We start from the raw sequence: 21851 nt of genomic DNA on the forward strand, positions 1-21851 counted from the left end.
TCAACTTGAACGAAGCAGGCAGTTATACTAGGCGGCTTGCCGACTGTTTGAGGCTCCCTGGGATCGCCCACTCGACCCATCATAACCCGGCTTAAGCCTCTCCACGACCCCTAATGCCAGCCCCAGACACGAACCTCGGCGCGTAGCCTGCTGGCGGGTACTTCATGGCAAACATCAGTAGCGGGTTTATCGAGCCGCAAGTACACCATGGCTCGTCGATATTGCAGGACTTCTCTACGGCAACCCAGCAGAGGAAAAGGGTGGGAGAAGGGGATCGTCATAAAACTATTTGGGCGCCAAATCCAGCTACTCACACGGACATGGCTTTATTCTGCGGGAGGGTCACTCGATGTATTTGAGGTTCTACGGTGTTGGGTACTGCGGCCTCACCCATGTAGTGCCGTCGCAGGGAGCCCAGACCTCGTACAGGCCGCAGTCACTAGGGCTGAGACTGTGTGAGGGCCTTCTACCCCTGTAGTCGAGTGGCGGCTCTTCCGATATTTCAACGATTCTAATTCGAACGCCGGACCACTCAATGAAAAGTCTGTCGGGACGAACAATTATGTGGTAACGTAGTTTCCAACTCTTGTAGTATTCGATTAATACTAAGTCTAGGCCGTGGCATCTGGGCTTTACCAGCGGTAGCCTGACGTATTTGACGAAGTCCCTATATCCCGGCATCTGGTAGTGGTGGTAGGCGATTCTGAGTATCGTGAGGTAGCTGGCGAGGAAGGACTCTATCGTTGCGGGTTTGTAGGCGTGCCCTCGCCGCATCTGTTCTTTGTCAAATATGTACCTCTTGAACGCCTCGTATAGCCCCAGGGCTGTCGCCTCCCCCTCGTCCATTATACCCCCTACACAGTGCGCTCTTTCGTGTACCTGGAGGTAGGCCAGCGCCGTCTCCTCTGTCGCTTGGTAAACATTCTTAACTAGGTCTCTGAGAAGGGGTTCCCTCAGCCACTCCTCACGATCGCGTGATTTATCTATTTTCAGGCACTGCTTGAAAATGAATGCCAGGTTGTTGAGGGCGTGTTTCCTCACCCAGCTCCTTATCCTGTCGATATTGTAGTAGACAGCAGGCGCGTCCGCGCGTGCTGAGGACCCTTCAGAGCACGGGGTTTGCGAGCAGACGGCTAGAGTCTCCGTGCAAGCTATACTACCCCACCTAAGGACGTCACAGCTACCTTCGACAACCCTGACCTCCCGCAGTCTCTCCAGCGAGCGATATATGTCCTCGCCTACAGAGCCGAGTTCTCCTTCATCCAGCGGGCGGCGCTCCTCCTCGCCCACGGAGCCTGGGACGCCTTCAATCTCGTAGCAGAGGCCTTCCAAATCCGAGAAATCCATGCCCTCAGGTAGCGGAGGCCCCTCTCCAGGCCCCTCAACCTCACACCAAGCACGGCACCTACCCGACATCCCGCGGCCCCCGAAAAGTATTCCAGCCCTAAAGGAAATAAAATTTGCTAGACCGCCGAGAAGCACTATTGGGATTAAATCTGAGAGTCCCTGAGATGAGGGCTATCCGACTGGGAGGTAGCGATATGATACCTAGACGTCGTTGAGGTTTAATGAAAGGAAGTTAAGCGATCTGAAGGAAATCGTGGAAAGGGGGCTCTTATTCCTCGAGAACGCCTCTACATAAAACGTTGATCATTGATTTGAGCACTGCGAGAACATGTTCGAGGTAATAGCGCTGGGCGTGCTAGGGAGAATTCGATGCTGGGGGGCGTGGAACTACTTAATCTTATGATGAGGCGATAATAAAGGCCTTAGATTTCTTATAGTGCCTTATAGTGCACAGATAAGCGTCTTGAGCCGTCTAGACCCCACGTATCCGGATCGGGTCTTAAGATACTATAAAAGAGGGTCAGCGGCCGTGGAGGATTTAGCGGGCCCGCCGGGACTTGAACCCGGGACCTCCGGCTCCGGAGGCCGGCGCCCTATCCTGGCTAGGCGACGGGCCCCCTGTATTGTATTGGGCTGGCGAGGTTTTATTACTGAACACCGCGTGCTTCCGCGGGTGCGGCGTGCGTCCCGCGGTGCCCTCCTGCGCTACCTGGGCGGACAAACGGCTACGGCGCGGCGTGTTTTAGAATAGAGGTGCTCGTCTCAAACGGGGTGGGGGCGCGGTGCCGGGCTCGCGCGTCGGCCAGGGACGCTACGCTTCGACCTCGACTCTGTCTCCGCCGAAGAGGGTGAGGTACTCCCCCGTGTCGTACACTAGGTGCCCTTCTTTAAAGACCCTGATCTTGACGTGTACGTAGTCGTCGGCGCTCGGGAGCTTTAGGGCGCACGGCAGGACCTCGCACACGGTCCTCTCCCCGTCTAGGGACACGGCCTCGACCGCCAGGCCAGGAGCCCCGGACTCTATGAAGGCCTTGTCTGATATCGCGTGGTAGAGCCGGTCGCTGGAAAGCACCTCGCTCCTCCCGCCTGCTATCCAGCCAAGGCGTATCTGCGAGAACCTGTACCTGCAGTAGAACAAGAGCCTCAGCTTGTAGAAGCCCCTCCTCAAGTAGACCTCCTCGCTCATGTAGAGCGTCGGCGGCTGGTCTCTCCAGGCGTCTATCACTAGCTTCCCGTCCAGGTAGAGCCTGCTCCCGTCGTCCGTCACCACGTAGAACCTGTAGGAGCCGGGCTCGTCCACCCTGAGGAAGCCCCTCCACTCGACCATGAAGAACTCGGGCGGTACACCCCTCATGGGCGAGTCCCACCAGGTAAAGTCCACCCTGCCGTGGACAGCCGCCGCGACCGGCGTCAGGCCGGAGGTGTCCTGGGGAGGGGACTCGCCGCTCCAGGTGTAGAAGAAGGCCTTGAGCCCCGGTATGAGGCCTCTCTTCTTGACCTTGATCAACCCTTCCAGACCCACGTTTAAAACGCGCTCTACGTAATTAACTAGGGCAAGTAAAGTAATAAGCGTTAGGTGGTAGAGCGTGGTAGTGGTCAGCCCCCAGCTGGTGAAGACGCTTGTGGCCGGCAGCAGGCTACTGGAGGAGGCCTACTACACCCTGCTGAACGACGTGGAGGTGCAGGCCCTGTGGGAGATGGCCAACGTCATGGCCGTCAAGAGGCTGAGGTACAACGACCACGGCCCCGTACACGCGCAGATAGCAGCGGGCGCGGCCCTGTACCTCTACCAGCTCCTCAGGAAGAAAGGTGTCGAGTCCTCACTAATCAAGGACGGGATAGTCGACACAGAGGAGGAGGCAGCCCTGGTCCCGCTGGTCGGCGCACTGCTACACGACGTGGGGAACTCCGTCCACAGAGACAACCACGAGAGGGTCGGGGCCCTGCTCTCCGAGCCGATAGTCTCGAGGCTCCTGGGCTCTTTGATCGACGACCCGCGTAAGAGGGTCAGGCTGAGGCAGGAGATACTCCACAGCATATACTGCACCGCCTACGACGTGGACTGCCTCACGGTGGAGGCCGGGTGCGTAAAGGTCGGAGACGGGCTGGACATGGCAGAGGGGAGGGCTAGAGTCCCGTACTCTCTAGGGAACATCAACATCCACAGCTTGTCTGCCCTGAGCATCAAGAGCGTCGAGGTCCTGGAGGGGGAGAGCAGCCCAGTCAAGATACTCGTCTACATGGACGAGACAGCGGGCGTCTTCCAGGTAGACGAGGTGCTCATGCCGAAGCTGAAGACGACGCCGCTGAGAAAGTACGTAGAGGTGTACGCGATCTCCGGAGACAGGGTCCTCAAGACATACTCGCCATCTTGAGAATATAGGTTTATAAGCTTAAGTCCTATCATAGTAGGACTGGTGGCCGAGGAATGTCATTTAACAAGGCTACCTAACCCGTCCTGGTCTAAGTTCAAGAGGACCAGGCTCCTGAACCAGCAGGGGCCGGGAGAATTCCTCGCCTGGATCGCCGGGAAAAAGGGGCGCACTCTCGTTCTCCGAGACCCCTCGGGGGCGCGAGAGCTGAGGCCTTCGGGGCCCATGGGAGAACAGCTGCTCGCGCTACCGCTCGAGACCCTCGTCTGGGTCAGGGGCAGGGTGGAAGGCGAGAACATAGTAGTCGAGGACCTTGCGGTCGTTAACAGGCCGCTGGTCGAGAGGACGGTCGACTACCTTACCTCGCCGCCGGACCCGAGGAGGTACGCCGAGCTCTACTACTGGTACGTCAGGGGCGACGGCTTCAGACGGGTCGCGCTAACCAGGAGCCTGGTACTGAAGTACTCGAGGGAGTTCCTGGACGCCAACGGGTTCATCGAGCTGGAGCCCCCCGTCGTGGGTGTGGTGAGCGACCCTGGTCTTAGGGGCGCTAGGAAGCTGGTCACAGAGGCCTACGGCTTCAGGCTGGAGCTGATGAGCAGCTTGATAATGTACAAGCAGTTGATGGCCAGCGTGTTCGAGAAGATCTACTACGTCGCTAGGAACGTGAGAGAGGAGCCCCCCGAGAACCAGTCCAGTGGAAGACACCTGTTCGAGTTCACTCAGTTGGACGTCGAGTGGGGGTTGTCGAGCCTCGAGGACGTCAAGGGGCTGGCAGAGCGGCTCCTACACTACGTCCACAAGAGGGTGTTGGAGGAGGCACCCGACGTACTCCACGAGAGGTTGCTTGACAGGAGCCTCTTCAACCCTCCGTTCCCGGTCATAACGTACGAGGAGGCCCTTAAGAAGGCCGACGAACTCGGTTTCAAAGAGGAGTGGGGGCGTGAGCTGAGCTTCCAAGCGGAGACAGCAATCTCCAGCACGATCAACAAGCCTTTCTGGCTCATGTTCTTCCCAAAGCAGAGTAGGGGCTTCTACTACTACCCTCTGGAGGACAACGAAGCTCTCAACATGGACTTCAACCTAATACTCCCCTGGGGTTTCGGCGAGGTCTTAGACGGCGGCTGTAGGGAGTACAGGTACAACAGGCTGTTGGAGAGGATAAAGAGCTTGAACGAGGACGTCGGGAAGTACGGGTGGTTCCTAGAGCTAGCGTTAAACGGCGGTATCGCGCCGTCCTGTGGTTGGGGGTTGGGGGTTGAGAGGCTTGTCAGGTTCATGCTAGGGCTGAAGCACGTAGCCTACGCCACACTACACCCTAGGCTGCCCGGCGTCCTACCCCCTTGATGAAGTCGAGGATCACCTTTGACGCCTTAGCAGCCCCGTCACCGAAGGTAGCCGGCCTTTTTGAGAGAGTCTCCTCCACGACCCTGTCCAGCTGAGATGGGTCGTCCGGGTCTGGTGTTAGGTAGCCCAGGTTAAGCTTCCGCGCCACGAACTCCGCGCCCTCCCTCCCCCCTGCCAGCGGTATGTCGGGGTTGTAGGCGATCACAACCGGTTTACCGTAGGCCTGGCTGGCCTGTATGGCCGCTACCCCCTGGTGTGTGATGACGAGGTCGGCCCCCGCGATCCACTTGTCTATGTCGGGGTCGTAGTCGAACACTACGCTACCCGGTAGTCTCCTCTTGAGGTACCCCGCCCAGTACTTGCCTGCCTGGATGACCAGCCTGTAGCCCTTCAGCCCCCCTCTCGCGATCGTTCTAAAGAGTAGGCGGTGACCCATAGTCCCCGTGGTGACGAGGACGTAACCCCCCCTCTCTGGCGTGTATACAGGCTTCTCGTAGATTAGACCAACGTAGAAACTCCTACTCCTGTAGAGTCTCAACTGCTCCTCCCACTGCAGGAGTGCGTAGGCTCCTAGCATGTGGAGCAGTCTCGCCGACCTGCTCTTCTCGAACACCCTGTATGGGTCCTCGACGCAGAAGACCGGCACCCACCTGGCAAGAGCCACGAGCGAGGGAGGCACGCTGTGGTTGGAGCCAGTACAGATGAGGGCGTCTATATCCCTCGCGAGAGCCGACGCTTTCACAAGCGCGCGTGGGGCTCTCGCTAAGACCCTGTACAACCTCTCCTGGGGGTACAGCGGCTTGGGCAAGGTCGAGACTCCAATACCGCTACCGCGTAGCCTCGAGGCCAAGCGCCTTAGAGTGTAGGTGTCGTTCGTAGGCGCGACGACCTCGACCTTGAGTCCCGGCTCGAGGTCTAGGAGGCGTTCCACGAGAGCCACGGCGAAGCTCGTGTGTCCGCCGCCGCTCGCTACAATGGCCACCCTCAACTGACCACCTAGTACCGATAAAAGTATAATTATCATCCTAGGATATGAAATTCTGGGACTATAGATGTTTGACCCACTCGAGGTCAGGAAGGACTTTCCCATCCTCGAGCGAGTCGTTAAGGGCAGGAAGCTCGTGTACTTTGACAACGCTGCCTCGACGCAGAAGCCCGTCCAGGTGATCAACAGAATAGTCGAGTTTTACAGCAAACACTACGCCAACGTCCACAGGGGGCTCCACACACTAAGCCAGGAGGCTAGCGAGATGTACGAGAAGGCTCACGGGACACTCGCGAAGTTCATCAACGCGTACTCCTGGGAAGAGGTGGTCTTTGTCAACAACACAACCGATGCCATGAACCTACTGGCCTACTCGTGGGGCCTCGAGAACCTGAGAGAGGGCGACGAGGTGGTGACTACCGTGATGGACCACCACAGCACTATGTTGCCTTGGAGGAAGATAGCCGCTATGAGAGGGGCCAGGGTCAAGTACATAGATGTGACGCCCGAGGGGTATTTGGACTACGGGTCTCTCGACGAGGCGATCACGAGGAGAACAAAAGTAGTGGTATTCACGATGGCCAGTAACGTCCTCGGGACTATCAACAACGTCAAGGAGATCGTAAAGAGGGCTAGAGAGGTGGGCGCGATCGTGATAGGCGACGGCGCCCAGTACGTCCCCCACGTACCCACCAACGTGAGGGAGCTGGGTCTAGACTTCATGGCCTTCAGCGGTCACAAGATGCTGGGGCCGACGGGGAGCGGCGTCCTGTGGGGTAGGAGAGACCTCCTCGAGAAACTGGGTACGTTCAAGGTCGGCGGCGACACGATCAAGGACGTAACGCTAGACGACATCGTGTGGCTAGACATTCCGTGGAGGTTCGAGGCCGGTACCCCGAACATAGAGGCCAATATAGGCCTCGCGGCTGCGGCGGAGTACCTGCTTAGGCTCGGTATGGAGAACGTGAGAGAGCACGAGAAGAGGCTTGTCGAGTACCTGCTGAAGAGGCTGGAGGAGGAGTTCCCCGACGAGGTCGTAGTCTACGGGCCGCGGAGACCAGGCGACAAGACGGGTGTCGTAGCGTTCAACGTAAAGGGGCTGCACCACCACACCGTGGGCATGGCGCTCGACTTCTTCGGGATTGCCGTGAGGACAGGCCTACACTGCGCACACCCATTGCACTACAGGCTCAAGATGACCTACCTAGACCCTCCCCCAGACAAGATTCCCGACAGCGCCGACGAGAGATTAAGGAACTTCGGCTCCGTGAGGGCTAGCTTCTACATTTACAACACGCACGAGGAGATAGACTACTTCATAGACGTCCTGAGGAGAGTCATAGAGTTGAAAGAAGCACTGAAGTCAAAGCCTGTAGAGGCCGTCTGTACTGGAGGATGAGCATAGGAGAACGATGCGGGGTGTAAAAAAGAGTTTTTTTAAGTTGAGGGTTTAACAAGCTTACTTAGCCGGGCCCAGTATCCTAGCGAACTTCTTGCCGGTGTAGGGGCTTACAGCGAACGCTATCTTGATCTTGCCCCTCTTGGTCTCCCTGACGACGACCTCGTACTGGTCGGTTTCGTAGTACTTCTTCGCCTTCAGGTCGAAGAACTTTAGCTTCTCAGGCATGATCCGACCCTCTTACACTTTTATTTTCACTTTTAATTGTAGAATGAGGGGATATATAAATTTATTGCCTGGAAATTAATCAGTATTTGAGACACATAAAGTAACACCAATAATATTAAATATTAAATCATTAATCAGAATCATTCTTTGTAGGGATCGAGTTTAAATTGAAATCACGGAATACTTTAAGCATTTAAACAGTATCACGCAACGCAGTAAAGTGTTCATAAAAAAGTAGAGTGTTAAAATATAAAGGAAGGAAAAACTGGTTAAAAGATGGACCATTTGAGGTCTGGTTCCCTGCAGACCCCTGCTCTCTGATAGAGGTTGAACGCTGCCTCGTCTGCTTTCCTAAGGACTTCCTCTTCGTCGAAAGTCAGTATCTGCCTGTCGAAGACCACGAGCCTGCCGTCTACTATGACGTGCTTGACGTCGCTACCCATAGCCGAGTAGACGAGGTGGGACACCGGGTTGTTTAGCGGCTTTAGGTGTGGTTTGTGAAAGTCGACCACCACGAGGTCGGCTCTCTTGCCTACCTCTATACTACCGACTAAGTGGTCGATCATCAGGGCCCTCGCACCGTTTATCGTCGCCATCTCGAGTACTTGCTCCGCTCTTATTGCTTCGGGGTCCCCGGTCAGGAGGGGCTGGAGCAGCGCGGCCACCTTCATCTCCCTGATAAGGTCGTAGTCGTTGTTGCTCGGCCCGCCGTCGGTGCCTAAAGTCACGTTGACTCCTCTCCTCAACATCTCCGAGACCCTGGCGCCCCCGCTGGCGAGCTTCAGGTTGGACGAGGGGTTGTGGCTCACGCTAGTCTTGGTCTTAGCCAGCAGGTCGATCTCGTCGTCTGTCACCCAGACCACGTGGACTAGGACTACGTTAGGCCCGGTTAGGCCGACCCAGTGAGCAAACTCGACAGGCTTTTTACCGAAAACCTCGACGGTGTAGTCCACGTCCTCCCTGACCTCGGCTAGGTGCATCGTGATCCCTGTCTTCAGCTCCCTGGCCTTCTCGGACATCTTCTTGTACAGCTCCACGGACACAGCGCCGGGGGTTCTCGGACCGAACCAGATCCATATCCTCGAGTCCCAGCCGTGGTACTTGTGGTAGAGCCTAATGGTGTCGTTGAAGCTGGTATCACCCGGCTCCACGAGACCCTCGTGTAAGATGTTTTCCTCTAACGCGTACCCTTTCAAGTCCATTACATGCCTAGCGACAGCTGCCCTAATACCGCTGTCGTGTAGGAACTCGATTATGGCGTCTACGCCGTACCTACCCACTAGGCCCGTCTCGAGGAACGTCGTAACGCCCGACTTCAGCATTTCGGCGACAACCAGCTTCGCCGAGACCAGCGCCTCCTCCGGCTTGTAGTTGCCCTGCAGCGGCCACACCCTGTCCTTGAGCCAGGGGATGAGCCTCTTGTAGTCGGCGCAAGCCTTCAAGAGCCCCTGGGCGAGGTGGACGTGCGTGTTGACGAGGCCCGGTATCACCACGCCGTCTCGCGCGTCGATCACCACGTCGCTGTAGGACTTGTACTGCGGGTCCAGGTTGTCTCTCTTCCCTACTGCGGTTATTACGCCCCCTTCCACCGCTACGGCGCCGTCCTTGATCACCCTCCTCTGCGGGTCCATCGTTATGATCCATCCGCCCCTTACGTATATGTCCGCCACAGCCTCCACCTTCACTAGCATATCTGCCGTGAAAATTAATAAGGTGATGTTGAGAGAAATTAGTAAAACCCCACGAGGAGTACTCATGAGGAGCTTATTCAAGTACGACACATCCGAGAGAGCCGACCTTATAAAGACTGCGAGGGGCCTCCTCCCCGCCGACATCGTCGTCGTGAACGCGAACGTCGTGAGCGTGACTACTGGCGAGATACTCGAGAACAGGGCGGTGCTGGTGAAGGGGAGGAGGATCGCTGGCATAGTGAACTCCAACGGCGTTAGCAGGTACATCGGGCCTGACACGCTGGTGATCGACGGTAGAGGTGGATACGTGGCACCGGGGTTCATCGACCCCCATATACACATCGAGTCCAGCCTCCTCGACCCCTACGGCTTCTCCAAGGTAGCTCTAAGGCACGGGACAACGACGGTGGTAGCCGACCCTCACGAGATAGGCAACGTTCTAGGGGTTGAAGGCGTAAGGATATTTGCGGAGGCCTCTCTGAAGCTCCCCCTCAAGATCCTCATAGACATACCCAGTTGCGTACCAGCCACCTCGCCCAGTATGGGCCTGGAGACCACGGCCCACGTGATCACGGCACGCGACGTAGAGAAGCTCGCGGACCTCGAGAACGTGGTGGGGCTGGGCGAGGTAATGGACTTCGTGAGCGTCGTGAACTCCTCCGAGGAGGTTCTAGAGAAGGTCAAAGTGGCCTACGAGAAGGGGCTAGTGGTTAACGGCCACGCCCCGCTACTACCCGAGGACATGCTGAACGCGTACATATCGGCGGGGATTTTCAGCGACCACGAGTCCACGGAGGGTCTGGAGGCCCTGGAGAAGGCTAGGAGGGGTATGCACGTGTTCATAAGGCAGGGCAGCGCCTGGAGGGACCTAGAGCCCCTACTACAGAGCCTCTCCAAGGTGGACTGCGAGGTCTGCTCTTTTACAAGCGACGACTTGAACGTGGTGGACCTATTCGAGAAGGGCCACATGGACAGAATCGTGAACGAGGCGATCGAGAACGGGATGGACCCGGTGAAGGCGATCAAGTACGCGACCTTGAGACCCGCCACCAGGCTACACTTACAGGAGCACATAGGCGTCGTGGCCCCCGCAAGGCTGGCAGACATATTCACTTTCAGCAGGCTGGAGTACGTCGCCCCAGAGACCGTCATCGCGAACGGCGAGGTCATCTACTACAAGGGGGAGTTGAAGAAGGAGTTCGTGAAGCCTGTTTACCCCGACTACGCGCTGAAGACGGTGAACTTAAAGCGGCTCCCGTCCCCCGAGGACTTGGTTCCGCGGGCTAGCGCTTCTAAGGGCACTGTAAAAGCCAACGTCATAGAGGTCAAGCCCGGCTCGGCATTGACGAAGTGGGTAAGGGAGGACGTTGAGGTGGTCGACCACAGGCCGGTGCTGGGTGAAGACGAGCTGTACGTGAGCGTGATCGAGAGACATAAGGGTAGCGGGAGTATAGGGAGGGGCATTATAAAGGGTCTAGGCGTCAGGATCGGCGGCTTGGCCCAGACCATAGCTCACGACACACACAACGTCATCGTTGCCGGGCGGGACCCTGTCGACATGAGCCTGGCAGTCAGGAAGCTGGCGGAGATACAGGGTGGAATAGTAGCGGTCCACGAGGGGGAGGTACTCGGGCTCGTCGAGTTGAGGTTAGCGGGCTTGATGAGCGTGAAAGAGCCCGAGGAGGTGTACTCCGAGTACAAGAACTTCGTGAATAGGCTCAGGGAGAAGCTCGATGTAGAGTTCGAGAGCTTCTTCATGACGCTAGCACTGGTCGCGCTACCGGTCATCCCAGAGCTGAGGATAACAGACAAAGGACTTGTTGACGTCATGAACGCTAAGCTCGTACCCCTTTTCCTCGAATAGACTAGCTCGCAAACCCCTCACTCACTCAGCTTTTTCACTATCGCCTTCTCGCTTAAGATCCTTGAGACACCTGTCGGGTCTGACACTACTATCGTGACCGGCTTGAGGCCTCTAAGAACTCCTTCAAGGTATTCGATCTTCGAGGAACACGCGGGAGACGAGTTCTCGCACGCGTATTTCAGCACGTCTATTACCCTCATGATGACCCCTTCAACCGTTGTTATCTCGCCTTGGGAGAAGAGACCCGGTGAGACCTCGATGTCGACCTCGGGGATCTTGATCGTCGCCGCAGAGGACTTGATGAAAAGAGCCCGCTCGTCACCAGGCTTCTCTACCCTGTACAAGATTTGAACAGGCTCGCTCTCCTCGAGGCTCATTACATCGCTGTGCTTGTACCCGCAGTGGGGGCATTTAAAGGTCGACAACAGCACTTCGCCGAAGAAGGGTATCTTGTATAAGAACTCCTCTACGACACCCTCCTTTCCGCAGAGCGGGCAGCGCGCCTTGTACTCGAGGACCTTGAGAGGCCTCGGTTGCTGCTCAACCTCGTTCATAGGGGACCCTGGACGCTACGAGATGGGATCCATCACAGCTAGGGGCCCTTAAAAAGCCTACCCCCAGCCCCTCTCTGCAGACGGCCGCTGTCAGGCCCCTCGCCACAGAGAACTCTATGACAGGGGCGAGCATCCTTGCTCTGAGGGGTTTGCCGAGGTACCTGTAGCCTTGTATCAGCTCTCCCTCTTCGAAGTAGAGCCTCTTGTACAGCTTCTCTAGCTCTGGAAAGGCCTCTACGATCCTCCTGTAGCTGTCTGGTTTGAGCTTGTAGGTCGACGTAACCACGTGTTTAGCGCCGGCGTTGGCCACGGCATCGACCAGCTCCTTGATCGAGGCCGGGTCGTCGTTGAGACCGGGGAGTATAGGGTCGATCCTGACTCCGACAGGTATGCCCGCCTCACTCAGCTTCTCGACGGCTCTCAACCTCCTCGATGGGCTGGGAGCGCCGGGCTCTAGCTTAGACGCTAGCGAGTTGTCTATGGTAGTTATGGTTATCATTACCGCGCTAGGCGTCTCCCTTAGGATGTCGATGTCCCTCACTACGATGTCTCCCTTCGTAGTGATGAGCACCTTTAACTTCCTCTCTGACAAGACCTGTAGTGTCCTCCTCGTCAACCTCAGCCACTCCTCGAGAGGGGGGTACGGGTCGCTACTACTGCTGAGCTCGATTACCAGCCTGGGGTTCACGTAATTCAAGTCCTTTCTAAGCCTCTCGAGGAAACCCCTCTTTGGAGTGCTGGGCCTCCTCCCGATGTAGGAGGACGCGTAGCAGTAGAGACAAAAGTGGCTGCACCCCGTGTAGGGGTGTAGGCTGTACTTCAACGGGCACGTACACAGAGGGGACTTCCAGGGGTCAAACGGCCTCAGTACACTCAGCTTCCTGGTGTCACCGTAAGGTGCTGATTTACCTATATCCAATTCTGACCCCCTGTAAGGGGGTGTGCCCCGCTCGACCGCATCTCTCTCACAATCATCAACCGTGAGGTTTCTTCCAGAGGCGTGAGAGAGCGGGGCCAATAAGAGTTATTGGAAGAGGACACTTTTAATCTCGTCAGCTGGCAGGCGTTTTTACATACAGCCTGCTTGAGGCGATTACGTTTAAATACGCACTTCAAAATATCTGACTCAGGGCTCTCATGGTTACTGGTCTAACTCGGCGCGCGATGTTGGAGATAATAGACTACGTTACCAAGTCTATAGAGGTCATAAGCGACCAAGACAAGGACAGGCTGATAGAGACCCTCGTCGACGCCTATAAGAGGGGTGGTAAAGTCTTTGTCACGGGCGCCGGCAGGAGCGGGCTTGTGATCAAAGCTTTCGCCCTTAGGTTGATGCACCTGGGTTTCCAGGTCTACGTAATGGGGGAGACGATCGTCCCGAGCATGAAGAAGGGCGACGTCCTGATAGCTCTGTCGGGTTCGGGCAGGACCAAGTCCGTGGTGTCTGTAGCGGAGGCGGCTAAGTCTGTTGGGGCGGTGATCGTGAGCATCACCACGTACTTGGACTCCCCGCTCGCAAGGCTCGGCGACGTCGTGGTGCTGATACCCGGTAGAACGAAGTTGGCGAGAGAGGACGACTACTACGTCAGGCAGGTCATGGGTCTGCACGAGCCGCTGACGCCTCTGGGTACGCTGTTCGAAGACACCGTAATGATCTTCCTGGACGGCGTCATAGTAGAGTTGATGGAGAAGCTCGGCGTTTCGGAGGACGATCTAAAGGAGAGACACGCTAATGTGGAGTAGCTCAGTCAAAGCCGCGCGCCCTCAAAGAGGACTCGAGGGTGCCCAGCCTTCTAGCTAGTACTTTTGTCGCGTCGAACAACCCCACCAGCTGCCCGCGGAGACTCCACCTCAACTCTATACCCCGGCTCCTCTTAGAGTCCAGCACCTCGTCTAGCTCCCAGACCACGTTTTTCATGAGCCTTATCGCGAGGCCGAGACCGACGCGGTCCATGGCGCTGACGAGTAGCCTTGGGCTGGTTGTAGCCACTACAAGCATCAGCGAGAGAAACGTGTTGTAGCCGAACAAGTAGTTGTGTAGTATTGCGGGCGCGTACCCGTGGACAGAGTAGCTGAGCCCCAACATAACACCCCCGGCCGGGAGGAAAACGGCTAGCGAGTACGCCAGCAAGTCGAGGCAACCGCTGGCCACAAGTAGCGCGGCGGACAAAAGGAGATTCAAGACGTCTGCTACAACGTTGTTGAAGTACCCTACCCCCAGAGCGGCTATGAAGTAAGCGGTTTTCAGGTAAAGCCAGGCCCTCCCAGAGCCCCCGCCCACTTCATCGGACTCAGCCCAGTGCCTTAGTAGCGACTTGGCTACCGACATATCATCCTCCTCGAGAGAACGCCGTACCTCTCCAACACCGAGTCGTCGACTTCACCGCCCTTGAACACTTCCAGCGACCTCCTGTCCTTGTCTATGATGAGGACGCTGTCGCTCTCGACGACCTCCAAGTAGAACGGGTTGTGGAGTGCCACGACAATGTTCTTCCCCCTCTGCTTGCCCTCCCTCACGATCTCGGATACGCGCCGGACACCGTCTAAGTCGAGGTTGTCGAAGGGCTCGTCCAGTAGCCAGACTGGTTGGTCTGCAACGAGCACACTCGCCAGGCTCACTCTCTTGGCTTCACCCCCACTTAGAGAGAACGGGTCCCTGTCCCACAGCTGCTGGGGTACGAGCCTGTCCGCGACTTCCATGTTCCCCTGCGCTCTCAACTGCCGCAGTATGAGGTTTACCTCGTCCCTAACAGTCGGTTCGACGAACCCATAGTACGGGTCCTGCCACGTTATCCCGACAACGGCCGCAACCTTGCGCCTCCTCTCCTTGTAGGGCTCAATACCGTCGACCAGCACCCTCCCGTAGAGGGGGCTGATAAGACCCGCGACCGTCTTCAGGAGCGCGCTCTTGCCCGACCCGTTCGGGCCGAGCAAGATGTGTAGACCAGGCTTAAGAACGAGGTCGACGTCGACGATTAGGGGTTTAGTCCTCAAGTACCCGATCGTCGCCTTCTCGAATACTATGTCCGTCATAGCCCAATCCTTTGCGCAAACTTCACAAGTAGTCCTCCGAATACCTCGAGAATTACGAGCTCGCTTGCCAGCACTGACAGGAATGTCCATGTGGGCAGGCCGAAAATCGCCACTAGCTCGAGGTAGCCGACCGCGAACGCTATCCACGCAGCGCTAAGTAGACCCCCGAGGATGAAGGGTACGGCTCCTCTGCCCGCGACTCTCTTTACGGTGTAGAATACCAGGGATGCCCCTAGGTTGGTGGCGGGGCCGAATAGCCAGTCCCACAACCCGAAGGGGCTTGGTATATTGCCTAAGAAGCCGCCTATTGTCAGGCCCGCCACGGACTCGAACCCCATTGATGTTAGATACGGCAGTACGAGCATAGCGTCGGCCACCCTGAACTGTAGAGGTCCGAACGACCAGTAGCCGAGTACCACCGTTAAGGCTGTGTAGACGCCTGCTATTGCCATGGCCTTTGCGACCTTCACGCTTTTCACTAAGTACTCCCTCTCCACAACGGCTCATATGCAGGCTGGTTTTTAAACGTCATTTGACCCCGCTTTGCCGCACCCCCTCTAAACACTGTACGTGAACACGGGCCCGACGCCGTTCTTCAACAGGAACAAGGCTATTGTCGAGGTCAGTAGGTCGGCGAGACTCCCCGGGTTAATCATCCTACTCTTGAGAGACCTGTCGAGCTCGGACACCCTCTCCTCGAAAGACGGGTCAAATAGACGCTCTTTCACCTTCTCGGCCTCTCTCTTCACTTCCATTGCTACTGTGTAGCCGTGCTTCCGTGAGACGAGGGTGTCGATTTCCGTGGACAAGAGCTCGATAAAGGTCGCTACGACGGCCTTATTCCAGTCCCTGAAGGCTGTTACATACTTCTCGAGCACGCCTAGGAGCGCCCTGCTTCTCTTTAGACCGGAGACCACTTCGTCTGACACGACGTCTACCCTCGACGCGTACTGGAGGACGTCGACAAGCCTGTGCCCCCTGGCCCGAAGCTTGTCTGCGAAGCCGGGGTCCCACACGTCAACAAACCCGCCGTCTACATCACCCCTCCTGATATAGCTGGGTTTAACTAGCCGGACAGCCCTATAGAACCATACAGAGTCCTCGACCGTCGTCTCCTCTACTACGGCCTTGTAGTTCCCGATAAAACACTCGTAAGACGGGGTGCCCGTCCCCACGCACCTCCCTATAGAAATTGCTAGAGGTGAGAGCAGCAAGATCTGCCCGAGAGACGTGTTGAAACCGCTATACACCACAGTGGCCCTAGCGGCCCTGTACACCACCTTACCAAGGCTCACCCTCTTTGCGATCGCGTCGCGCATGGTTCTCTCGAAGACGTCTTTCAACGCGATAGAGTTCAAGAGGAAGGCTAGGTAGGGCTTGTCCCTGTACTCGGACAGCCTGTGCGTGTTGCCAGGTTTAGGGTAGGCCGAGACCTCTAGGGCGATAGAAAACGCTAGGAGCGTCGAGTAGCGTTCTACAAGGTTCCTGGTAGCCTGCGTCAAAACCTCTTAAACCTCTCCGAGTTTTCAACTCTGCCTCTCGGGTGGTAACCCATGACCTCCCAGTAGCCGTCCCTGTACTCGCTGGTGAACTCCAGCCTCTTCACCCACTTAACGCTCTTCCAGCCGTAGAGGCCGGGGAAGAAGAGCCTGACGGGACCCCCGTGCTCGGGCGGGAGGGGCTTGTCGCCCATGTAGAGTACTAGGACCCCCTTCGAGAACTCGTTGACCGGGACTATAGCGGAGTAGCTGTCGTATCCCGTTATGTACACCCACCTAGCCTCCTTCAAGGGTTTTGCCAACTCGGTGACGAGCCTAGTCTCGACACCCCTTAACCGGACCGACCTAACGCTCCAGCCTGTGACGCAGTGGAAGTCCGTCGTGATCGACGCCATAGGCATCTTAACTAGGTCGTTGTAGTGGAGTATAGGACTGTTTTCGACTAGGCCGGCTACCTCAAGGTACCACTCGCTGGGCTGTACTCTGGGGACGCCCCTTACAGCATATATCACGGGGTACGGTATGTAGACCTGCTGGTCTGCTACCTGGGTGGTCTCGTTCATGTCTTTGTCTGGGTTGTACCTGCCGATCGTCAGCCCGCTCTCCAACGCCCTGGATACGCTCTCCAGCTCCCTTGGTACAACAAATAATACTCGTGCCACAACGTTGTCGACGGCGACGACCCTTATGCCGACGTACTCGCGGGCTGATGCAACGGGCTTAAAGTGTAGCCTGAAGAGGACTGTCCTGGAGCCGATCGCCTCGTTACTCGAGAACTCAAGGACCCCCTCTAGGCCGGCCCCCTTTAGTACACCCTCCACGAAGGACTTGACGTCTTCCACGTCGTTGAAGACGACGTTAACCGGACAATCGTACACCGCTAGAATTCCGGGCCACTCTTCCATACCTGCGGTCTTGTAGCACAGCAACCTCGGGCACCAAGAGGACCGAATGAGAGACAGGTGATAATTAGCTTTGCGCCGGCTTAATGAACGACCTGATCGAGAGGGAAGGGTTGTTTCTCGCGAAGCCAGGTAAACATTTAACGTTGTGTTCTTTACACTTAGACTCTATGTAGTTGAACAGGCTTCTCCAGTCGTAAGAGGTAGCCCTCTTAGCGTAAGGGGCTAAAACGTGCCCTCCCGACATGAACGGCTTGACGTGCAGGCTGTCGTAGTAGAAGTCTGAGCGCGTCGACTCGGCTAGCCTGAGTAGAGCCTCTACGTCGTCCCCGCCGTCGTTCAGACCTGGTATTATCGGTCCGTAGAACAGCCACGTCTTGACCCCCCTCTCTGAGAGACGTTTCAGGGCACTGGCTCTCTCGCTCGGTGGCGGCGCCCTCGGCTCGATAAAAGAGGCGACCTTGTTGTCGAGGGTCGTAATAGTGAAGCCCACGTCCACCCTGTCTTTGTACGCCGCGAGTATGTCTACGTCCCTGGTCACGAGCGGGTTCTTTGTCTGAATACTCACTTTGAACCCTAGTGGTAGGAGGACCTCTAGCGACCTACGCGATAACTGGTAGGTGGCCTCCACGGGCTGGTAGGCGTCTGTTATAGTGCCTAGCCCTACAACCCCTCTAGGCTTGCTGGGGGCCTCCTTCTTCAGCACTTCGACTATGTTTACCTTGACGGCTACGACCTCACCCCAGTTCTCTGAGACTTCGCGTATCCTAGTGTAGAGCCTAGCATAGCAGTACGTGCAGGCGTGGTAGCAGCCGAGGTAAGGGTTTAGAGCGTAGTCTAAGTCCGGCAACCCGCTCTTAGAGAGCGCTCTCGTAACCCTGACTTCTAGGATCTTGATAGTTATGCACCTCGACTAGACATAAACCTCGTAATCTCCTCCGTGGCGACTATAGTCTGGAGGAGCTTAGACGACTTAAGCCACCTCTTCGCGCCCAGCTTAGTCCTCTTGTCCAGGTAAGCCAGTACCTCTCTAACGTCGTTAGTCGTCAAGACAGGGCCCCTATCGTAGGCCTTCCTGAGCGACTCCCTCACGAACCAGACCCCTATCGCGAGGTTGAAGCCCGGGTATATCTCCCGGAGCAATACCGCCATAGCCTGCCTCCTCAACTTGTAAAGGTGTTCGGCCGTGGCGAGCCTGCTCGCGTAATAGCAGCCGCCGATAGATGGGTATTCGTCTCTACCCCTGTACAGCTCGTAGTCCCCTTCCACGCTCACCTCACTACCTAGCGGGTTCCAAGTCGATCCAGGCCACCACGCCTCCATCCACTCGAACCCCCACTTCCTCGGTGCTAGTATTGCGATGAACAGGTTGTCGTGTATAGAGATCTCGTACACCCTGAACTCGTCTATGGGCTCGAACCTCTTCACCTCCTTTACAAGTTTCTCGGAGATGATCGAGTCCACTGCGGTGATACTCCACCTAGTGGGTACTAGTACTCTGCTGCCTTTCCTGCCGAGCACGCCTATGCTGAGAGCCCTCTGGATGTACGACACGGGGAGACCGCTCATGTACAACTCAATAACTGCCGTAGAGGCCTTTACGTCGTCGTTTATCAGCCTATCGACTATGCCGGGTACTTTCGGGTTTGAGTCAACTCTGAAAGACTCGAAGGGACTTCTAGGGCCTATCGGGGGGTTCGTCTCGTCTAAGACAATGTTCGTCTTTGGAGGCTTCTCCAGCTTCAGCTCGACGTCTACAGGCCTAGTGCTCAAGGCGACCTCTTGGATCCTACTGAGGACGGGGTGGTCGACCTCGGTCTTCTTGTTTAGCCTAAACCCAAGTACGAGGGTCAACCTATAGTCTAGTATAGTGTTGAGGTCCAGGCCGATCCACTGCTCGGGGTAGTCGTAAATAGTCGTGTCACCCGTCTCGGGAGGCACGCTCAAACCGACTCTTACAACAGGGTACCCGACTCTCCCTACAAAGACCGATGGGGGTGACGAGCCGAAAACCTCTCTCTTCGTGACCAGGCTGCTCAACTTGAAAGACACGTATTGTTTGACGAGTATTGGACAGTACGATAGACCACACCAGCCCCTCCCTCTACATAGAACACACAAGTTGGAGGGGTACGTGTGAGCCCTGCTCATGAGGGTTCTTCCACTCGGGTCTTATCACTTCTATTCTAAATTCCTCTTAATAAAGAAGGCTGATAGGACCGATTCCCACTACCCCGGCTTGTTGGAGTTGTTGACAACCTCGGGGGCGAACCTGTACGCTACGCCGCTACTGATGACTCTCAGCATAGAAGATATCATGAAAGGCGCGTAGACGAGCCCCGTTAGGCCCGCGACTACCGAGCCTGTGAAAGAGGCTGCCGAGGCTATCAGGTTTGACGACAGGTTGAGTAGCGAGATGAAGACCGGTCTCTCCTCGCTGGGCGTTATGTAGAACGTGTATAGTGCTCCTGTGAGGTCGAGCGATGACCAGGCGAACCCGCTATAGGCTTCTGCCAAGACGGTCATCCAAGAGTTGGGTACTGTGATATAGGCTATGGGGACGAGGCTTGTTGTCGCCATCCCCAGGCTCATGGTTCTCCTAGAGCCCCGCAAGTTCAGCTTCTTCTTCCAGAAGTCTATTGTGAAGAACTTCACCATAAGCCCCGTCATGTTCTTGAAGAGTATTACCACCTCGTTACCCCCGAGCACGTTGAGGACGAGGTAGTCCCAGAAAGGCGCTGGTAGGTTGACTGAGTAGCTGAACAGTAGCTGCAACAGCAGGTACTTCGACGCGCTGTTTGAAATAGAAGGTAGCCTGCTGTTTCTACTCCTCCTCGAGTTGTTCAGGGACGGTACTATCCCGTTACCGATGTTACGACGCCCGGGATCCCTTATGGACACGAGCATGGCAGTGGAGAAGACAGCAGCCACTAGTGAGACGAGGTAGACTACTGTGTACGCCTCTAATAGGTTTCTCATTGTGAGAAAGACTAGGGTCCCCGTAAGCATTGAGGAGGCGATCGCGACGTAGTTGAGCTTGTTTATCCTAGCCCAGAAACCCGCGGCCTCCTCCAAGGAGACCAAGTCGCCCAGCAGGTCCCCAGCGGCTATCCCTGCTATACCACCGGCGAACTGTGTCAGGGTCGTAAGCCCGAGTAAATACTCGAAGTTGTACGGGTAAGGTAGGAGGACGCTTAGAATGGACATTGACATCCCAATCCTGTTCAAGGCGCCGCCTATGCTCCATAAGAGCTTCCTGTTTCTCTTAATGTAGCTCGCGAAGAAGACGCCGGGTAGCTGTGAAAGGGCGTACGTGAAGATCCTTGTGGAGGTCAGAATACCGATGTCAAGGATGTCCAGGTTCAGGACTCTCAACGCGAAAGCGTTCGCGAGCCCCGAGGATAGGTTGACGGAGAAATTGTACGACGTGGTCTCGAACTGGAAATACCGCTTACTCTTCTCGGCGACGTCGTCGGTGCCCGTCAACGTAAGCCCCTCAACTAGATGGGTATGCCGTTCGCTTAAAACAGGGGCCTCTAAACCCGTGTTCAGGAGGCTAGTGGAGAGGGGTGAGAATAGAGAGGTGAGAAAAAAGGCTATAGGTCTAGCTCGCCTAAAAGCTGGTCTCTCCTAGCGATCTCCCTCTTCTTCTTGAAGAGCCTTGTAGAGAAGTACCTCGCTGCGTAGTCCGGGAGTATGGTGACGACCTTCGAGCCGCTGCCCAGGTTGTACTTCTGGGCCAATTTGATCGCGGAGACCACGTTGGCACCGCTGCTGATCCCGACCGGCAGACCCTCTAACCTGGCGATCTTCCTCGCCATACTGATCGCCTCGTCGCTGCTGGCTGTCACGAAGTCGTCTAGGAGGTGCTTGTACTTGAATATAATGTCCGGGACGAAGCCGTCGCCTACACCCTCAATCTCGTGCCTACCCCAAGGCCCCGGCTTGCCCTCCTTGAACCAGTGCGCCGCGACAGGGCACTCGGCGGGCTCTGCTCCCGCAACTATCACTTTCTTACATTCCTCCTTCAGTCTCTTGGCCACTCCTATCAGAGTCCCGCCTGTACCCACTTGGGCCACAAAGGCGTCTGGGCACCCCACCTGCTGTAGTATCTCCTTCCCCGTGGTCTCGTAGTGCGCCTGCACGTTGGCCTCATCGCTCCACTGGTCGAAGAAGTAGTACTTGTCCGGGTTCTCGGCAGCGAGCTTCTTAGCCTTCTCTAGCGCGAGACCTGCATCGCTCTCTCCTCCAGGGGTGAACAGGAAGTCTGCTCCGAACAGCTTCATTAACATGAACCTCTCGGCGCTCATCTCCTCGGGTATGACTATCAGGACCTTGAAGCCCATGAAAGACCCAATCGCGGAGAACGCTATACCGGTGTTACCGGTAGTCGGCACTACTAGCGTCATACCGGGTTTTAGCTCGCCTTTCTCCATAGCTCTCTTTATCATGTAGTAGGCCATCCTGTCTTTCACGCTACCGGTCGGGTTCAAGAACTCCATTTTACCCCATATCTCGGCTTTCACGTCGCTGGGAACAGCCCTCGACAGCCTTATGATCGGCGTGTTCCCGATGCAGTCCAGTATGCTGTTGCAGACCTTCACCTAGCTCACCTCGCCTTAGACTATTA

21 protein-coding genes and 1 tRNA gene are annotated in these 21851 nt (G+C 56.4%); 5 read left to right on the plus strand and 17 right to left on the minus strand.

Going from position 1 to position 21851, the window contains the following annotated elements; genetic code table 11:
- Positions 1-363: 363 nt before the first annotated feature.
- The 3 genes from TCELL_RS03325 to TCELL_RS03335 form a co-directional block, all read right to left on the minus strand.
- Positions 364-1416, minus strand: a complete 1053-nt coding sequence (locus TCELL_RS03325; protein WP_162097828.1) for a hypothetical protein — start codon at positions 1414-1416, stop codon at positions 364-366.
- A gap of 473 nt (positions 1417-1889) precedes the next feature.
- A tRNA-Arg gene (locus tag TCELL_RS03330) sits at positions 1890-1964 on the minus strand.
- Between the two features lie 194 nt (positions 1965-2158).
- Positions 2159-2869 (minus strand): PA14 domain-containing protein, encoded by a 711-nt coding sequence (locus tag TCELL_RS03335; RefSeq protein WP_014737307.1) that lies wholly within the window; start codon positions 2867-2869, stop codon positions 2159-2161.
- A 64-nt stretch (positions 2870-2933) separates the two neighbouring features.
- Between TCELL_RS03335 and TCELL_RS03340 the strand changes: the two genes are divergently transcribed.
- Positions 2934-3722: an HD domain-containing protein gene (locus TCELL_RS03340; RefSeq protein ID WP_014737308.1), complete on the plus strand. Its 789-nt coding sequence runs from the start codon at positions 2934-2936 to the stop codon at positions 3720-3722.
- A gap of 42 nt (positions 3723-3764) precedes the next feature.
- Positions 3765-5066, plus strand: a complete 1302-nt coding sequence (locus TCELL_RS03345) for an asparagine synthetase A (protein ID WP_014737309.1) — start codon at positions 3765-3767, stop codon at positions 5064-5066.
- Here TCELL_RS03345 and TCELL_RS03350 read toward each other — a convergent pair.
- A complete protein-coding gene (locus tag TCELL_RS03350) occupies positions 5038-6048 on the minus strand; it encodes a glycosyltransferase (RefSeq protein ID WP_238529051.1) in 1011 nt (336 codons plus the stop codon). The two genes, TCELL_RS03345 and TCELL_RS03350, sit on opposite strands and share 29 nt — an antisense overlap.
- 70 nt (positions 6049-6118) lie before the next feature.
- On the opposite strand from TCELL_RS03350, the gene TCELL_RS03355 reads away from it, so the two are divergent.
- The gene (locus tag TCELL_RS03355) at positions 6119-7450 is read left to right on the plus strand and encodes an aminotransferase class V-fold PLP-dependent enzyme (RefSeq protein WP_014737311.1); all 1332 of its coding nucleotides are present in this window, start codon (positions 6119-6121) and stop codon (positions 7448-7450) included.
- Between the two features lie 60 nt (positions 7451-7510).
- Here the strand turns inward: TCELL_RS03355 and TCELL_RS07565 are convergent, their stop codons facing one another.
- Positions 7511-7678, minus strand: coding sequence for a hypothetical protein (locus tag TCELL_RS07565; RefSeq protein ID WP_014737312.1), 168 nt, complete (start codon positions 7676-7678; stop codon positions 7511-7513).
- Between the two features lie 269 nt (positions 7679-7947).
- Positions 7948-9348, minus strand: coding sequence for an amidohydrolase family protein (locus TCELL_RS03365; protein ID WP_048163027.1), 1401 nt, complete (start codon positions 9346-9348; stop codon positions 7948-7950).
- Positions 9349-9394: 46 nt separating this feature from the next.
- Here TCELL_RS03365 and ade point away from each other — a divergent pair, with 46 nt between their 5' ends.
- Complete coding sequence (ade, locus tag TCELL_RS03370; protein WP_238529046.1) at positions 9395-11233, plus strand: adenine deaminase; 1839 nt, start codon at positions 9395-9397, stop codon at positions 11231-11233.
- A 17-nt stretch (positions 11234-11250) separates the two neighbouring features.
- On the opposite strand, the gene TCELL_RS03375 is transcribed toward ade, so the two are convergent.
- Both TCELL_RS03375 and TCELL_RS03380 read right to left on the minus strand, forming a co-directional pair.
- On the minus strand, positions 11251-11787 hold the full coding sequence (locus TCELL_RS03375) for a ZPR1 zinc finger domain-containing protein (RefSeq protein WP_014737315.1): 537 nt from the start codon (positions 11785-11787) through the stop codon (positions 11251-11253).
- Positions 11774-12706, minus strand: a complete 933-nt coding sequence (locus TCELL_RS03380) for an SPL family radical SAM protein (protein WP_014737316.1) — start codon at positions 12704-12706, stop codon at positions 11774-11776. The genes TCELL_RS03375 and TCELL_RS03380 overlap by 14 nt, the downstream gene beginning before the upstream one ends.
- Positions 12707-12924: 218 nt before the next feature.
- On the opposite strand from TCELL_RS03380, the gene hxlB reads away from it, so the two are divergent.
- The gene (hxlB, locus tag TCELL_RS03385) at positions 12925-13530 is read left to right on the plus strand and encodes a 6-phospho-3-hexuloisomerase (RefSeq protein WP_048163029.1); all 606 of its coding nucleotides are present in this window, start codon (positions 12925-12927) and stop codon (positions 13528-13530) included.
- A 1-nt stretch (position 13531) separates the two neighbouring features.
- Here hxlB and TCELL_RS03390 read toward each other — a convergent pair whose 3' ends face one another.
- The 9 genes from TCELL_RS03390 to TCELL_RS03430 form a co-directional block, all read right to left on the minus strand.
- Positions 13532-14116 carry a hypothetical protein gene (locus tag TCELL_RS03390; RefSeq protein WP_014737318.1) on the minus strand — a complete coding sequence of 195 codons (585 nt, stop codon included), beginning with the start codon at positions 14114-14116 and terminating at the stop codon, positions 13532-13534.
- Entirely contained in the window at positions 14107-14820 is a 714-nt protein-coding gene (locus tag TCELL_RS03395; protein ID WP_014737319.1) for an ABC transporter ATP-binding protein, read from the minus strand. The genes TCELL_RS03390 and TCELL_RS03395 overlap by 10 nt, the downstream gene beginning before the upstream one ends.
- Positions 14817-15317, minus strand: coding sequence for a QueT transporter family protein (locus tag TCELL_RS03400; protein ID WP_014737320.1), 501 nt, complete (start codon positions 15315-15317; stop codon positions 14817-14819). The genes TCELL_RS03395 and TCELL_RS03400 overlap by 4 nt, the downstream gene beginning before the upstream one ends.
- A gap of 60 nt (positions 15318-15377) precedes the next feature.
- Positions 15378-16322: a triphosphoribosyl-dephospho-CoA synthase gene (locus TCELL_RS03405; protein ID WP_014737321.1), complete on the minus strand. Its 945-nt coding sequence runs from the start codon at positions 16320-16322 to the stop codon at positions 15378-15380.
- Positions 16319-17248, minus strand: a complete 930-nt coding sequence (locus TCELL_RS07305) for a molybdopterin-dependent oxidoreductase (protein WP_052307206.1) — start codon at positions 17246-17248, stop codon at positions 16319-16321. Before TCELL_RS07305 ends, TCELL_RS03405 begins: the two co-directional genes overlap by 4 nt.
- Before the next feature lie 40 nt (positions 17249-17288).
- Entirely contained in the window at positions 17289-18071 is a 783-nt protein-coding gene (locus tag TCELL_RS03415; protein ID WP_014737323.1) for an SPL family radical SAM protein, read from the minus strand.
- 50 nt (positions 18072-18121) lie between these two features.
- On the minus strand, positions 18122-19372 hold the full coding sequence (locus TCELL_RS03420; protein WP_014737324.1) for an Nre family DNA repair protein: 1251 nt from the start codon (positions 19370-19372) through the stop codon (positions 18122-18124).
- 78 nt (positions 19373-19450) lie between these two features.
- Entirely contained in the window at positions 19451-20707 is a 1257-nt protein-coding gene (locus TCELL_RS03425; protein WP_014737325.1) for an MFS transporter, read from the minus strand.
- Positions 20708-20817: 110 nt separating this feature from the next.
- Positions 20818-21825, minus strand: a complete 1008-nt coding sequence (locus tag TCELL_RS03430) for a PLP-dependent cysteine synthase family protein (RefSeq protein ID WP_014737326.1) — start codon at positions 21823-21825, stop codon at positions 20818-20820.
- Positions 21826-21851: the final 26 nt, after the last annotated feature.

Origin of the sequence: Thermogladius calderae 1633, assembly GCF_000264495.1 — an archaeon.
In the GTDB taxonomy this organism is placed as follows: Archaea; Thermoproteota; Thermoprotei_A; order Sulfolobales; family Desulfurococcaceae; genus Thermogladius; species Thermogladius calderae.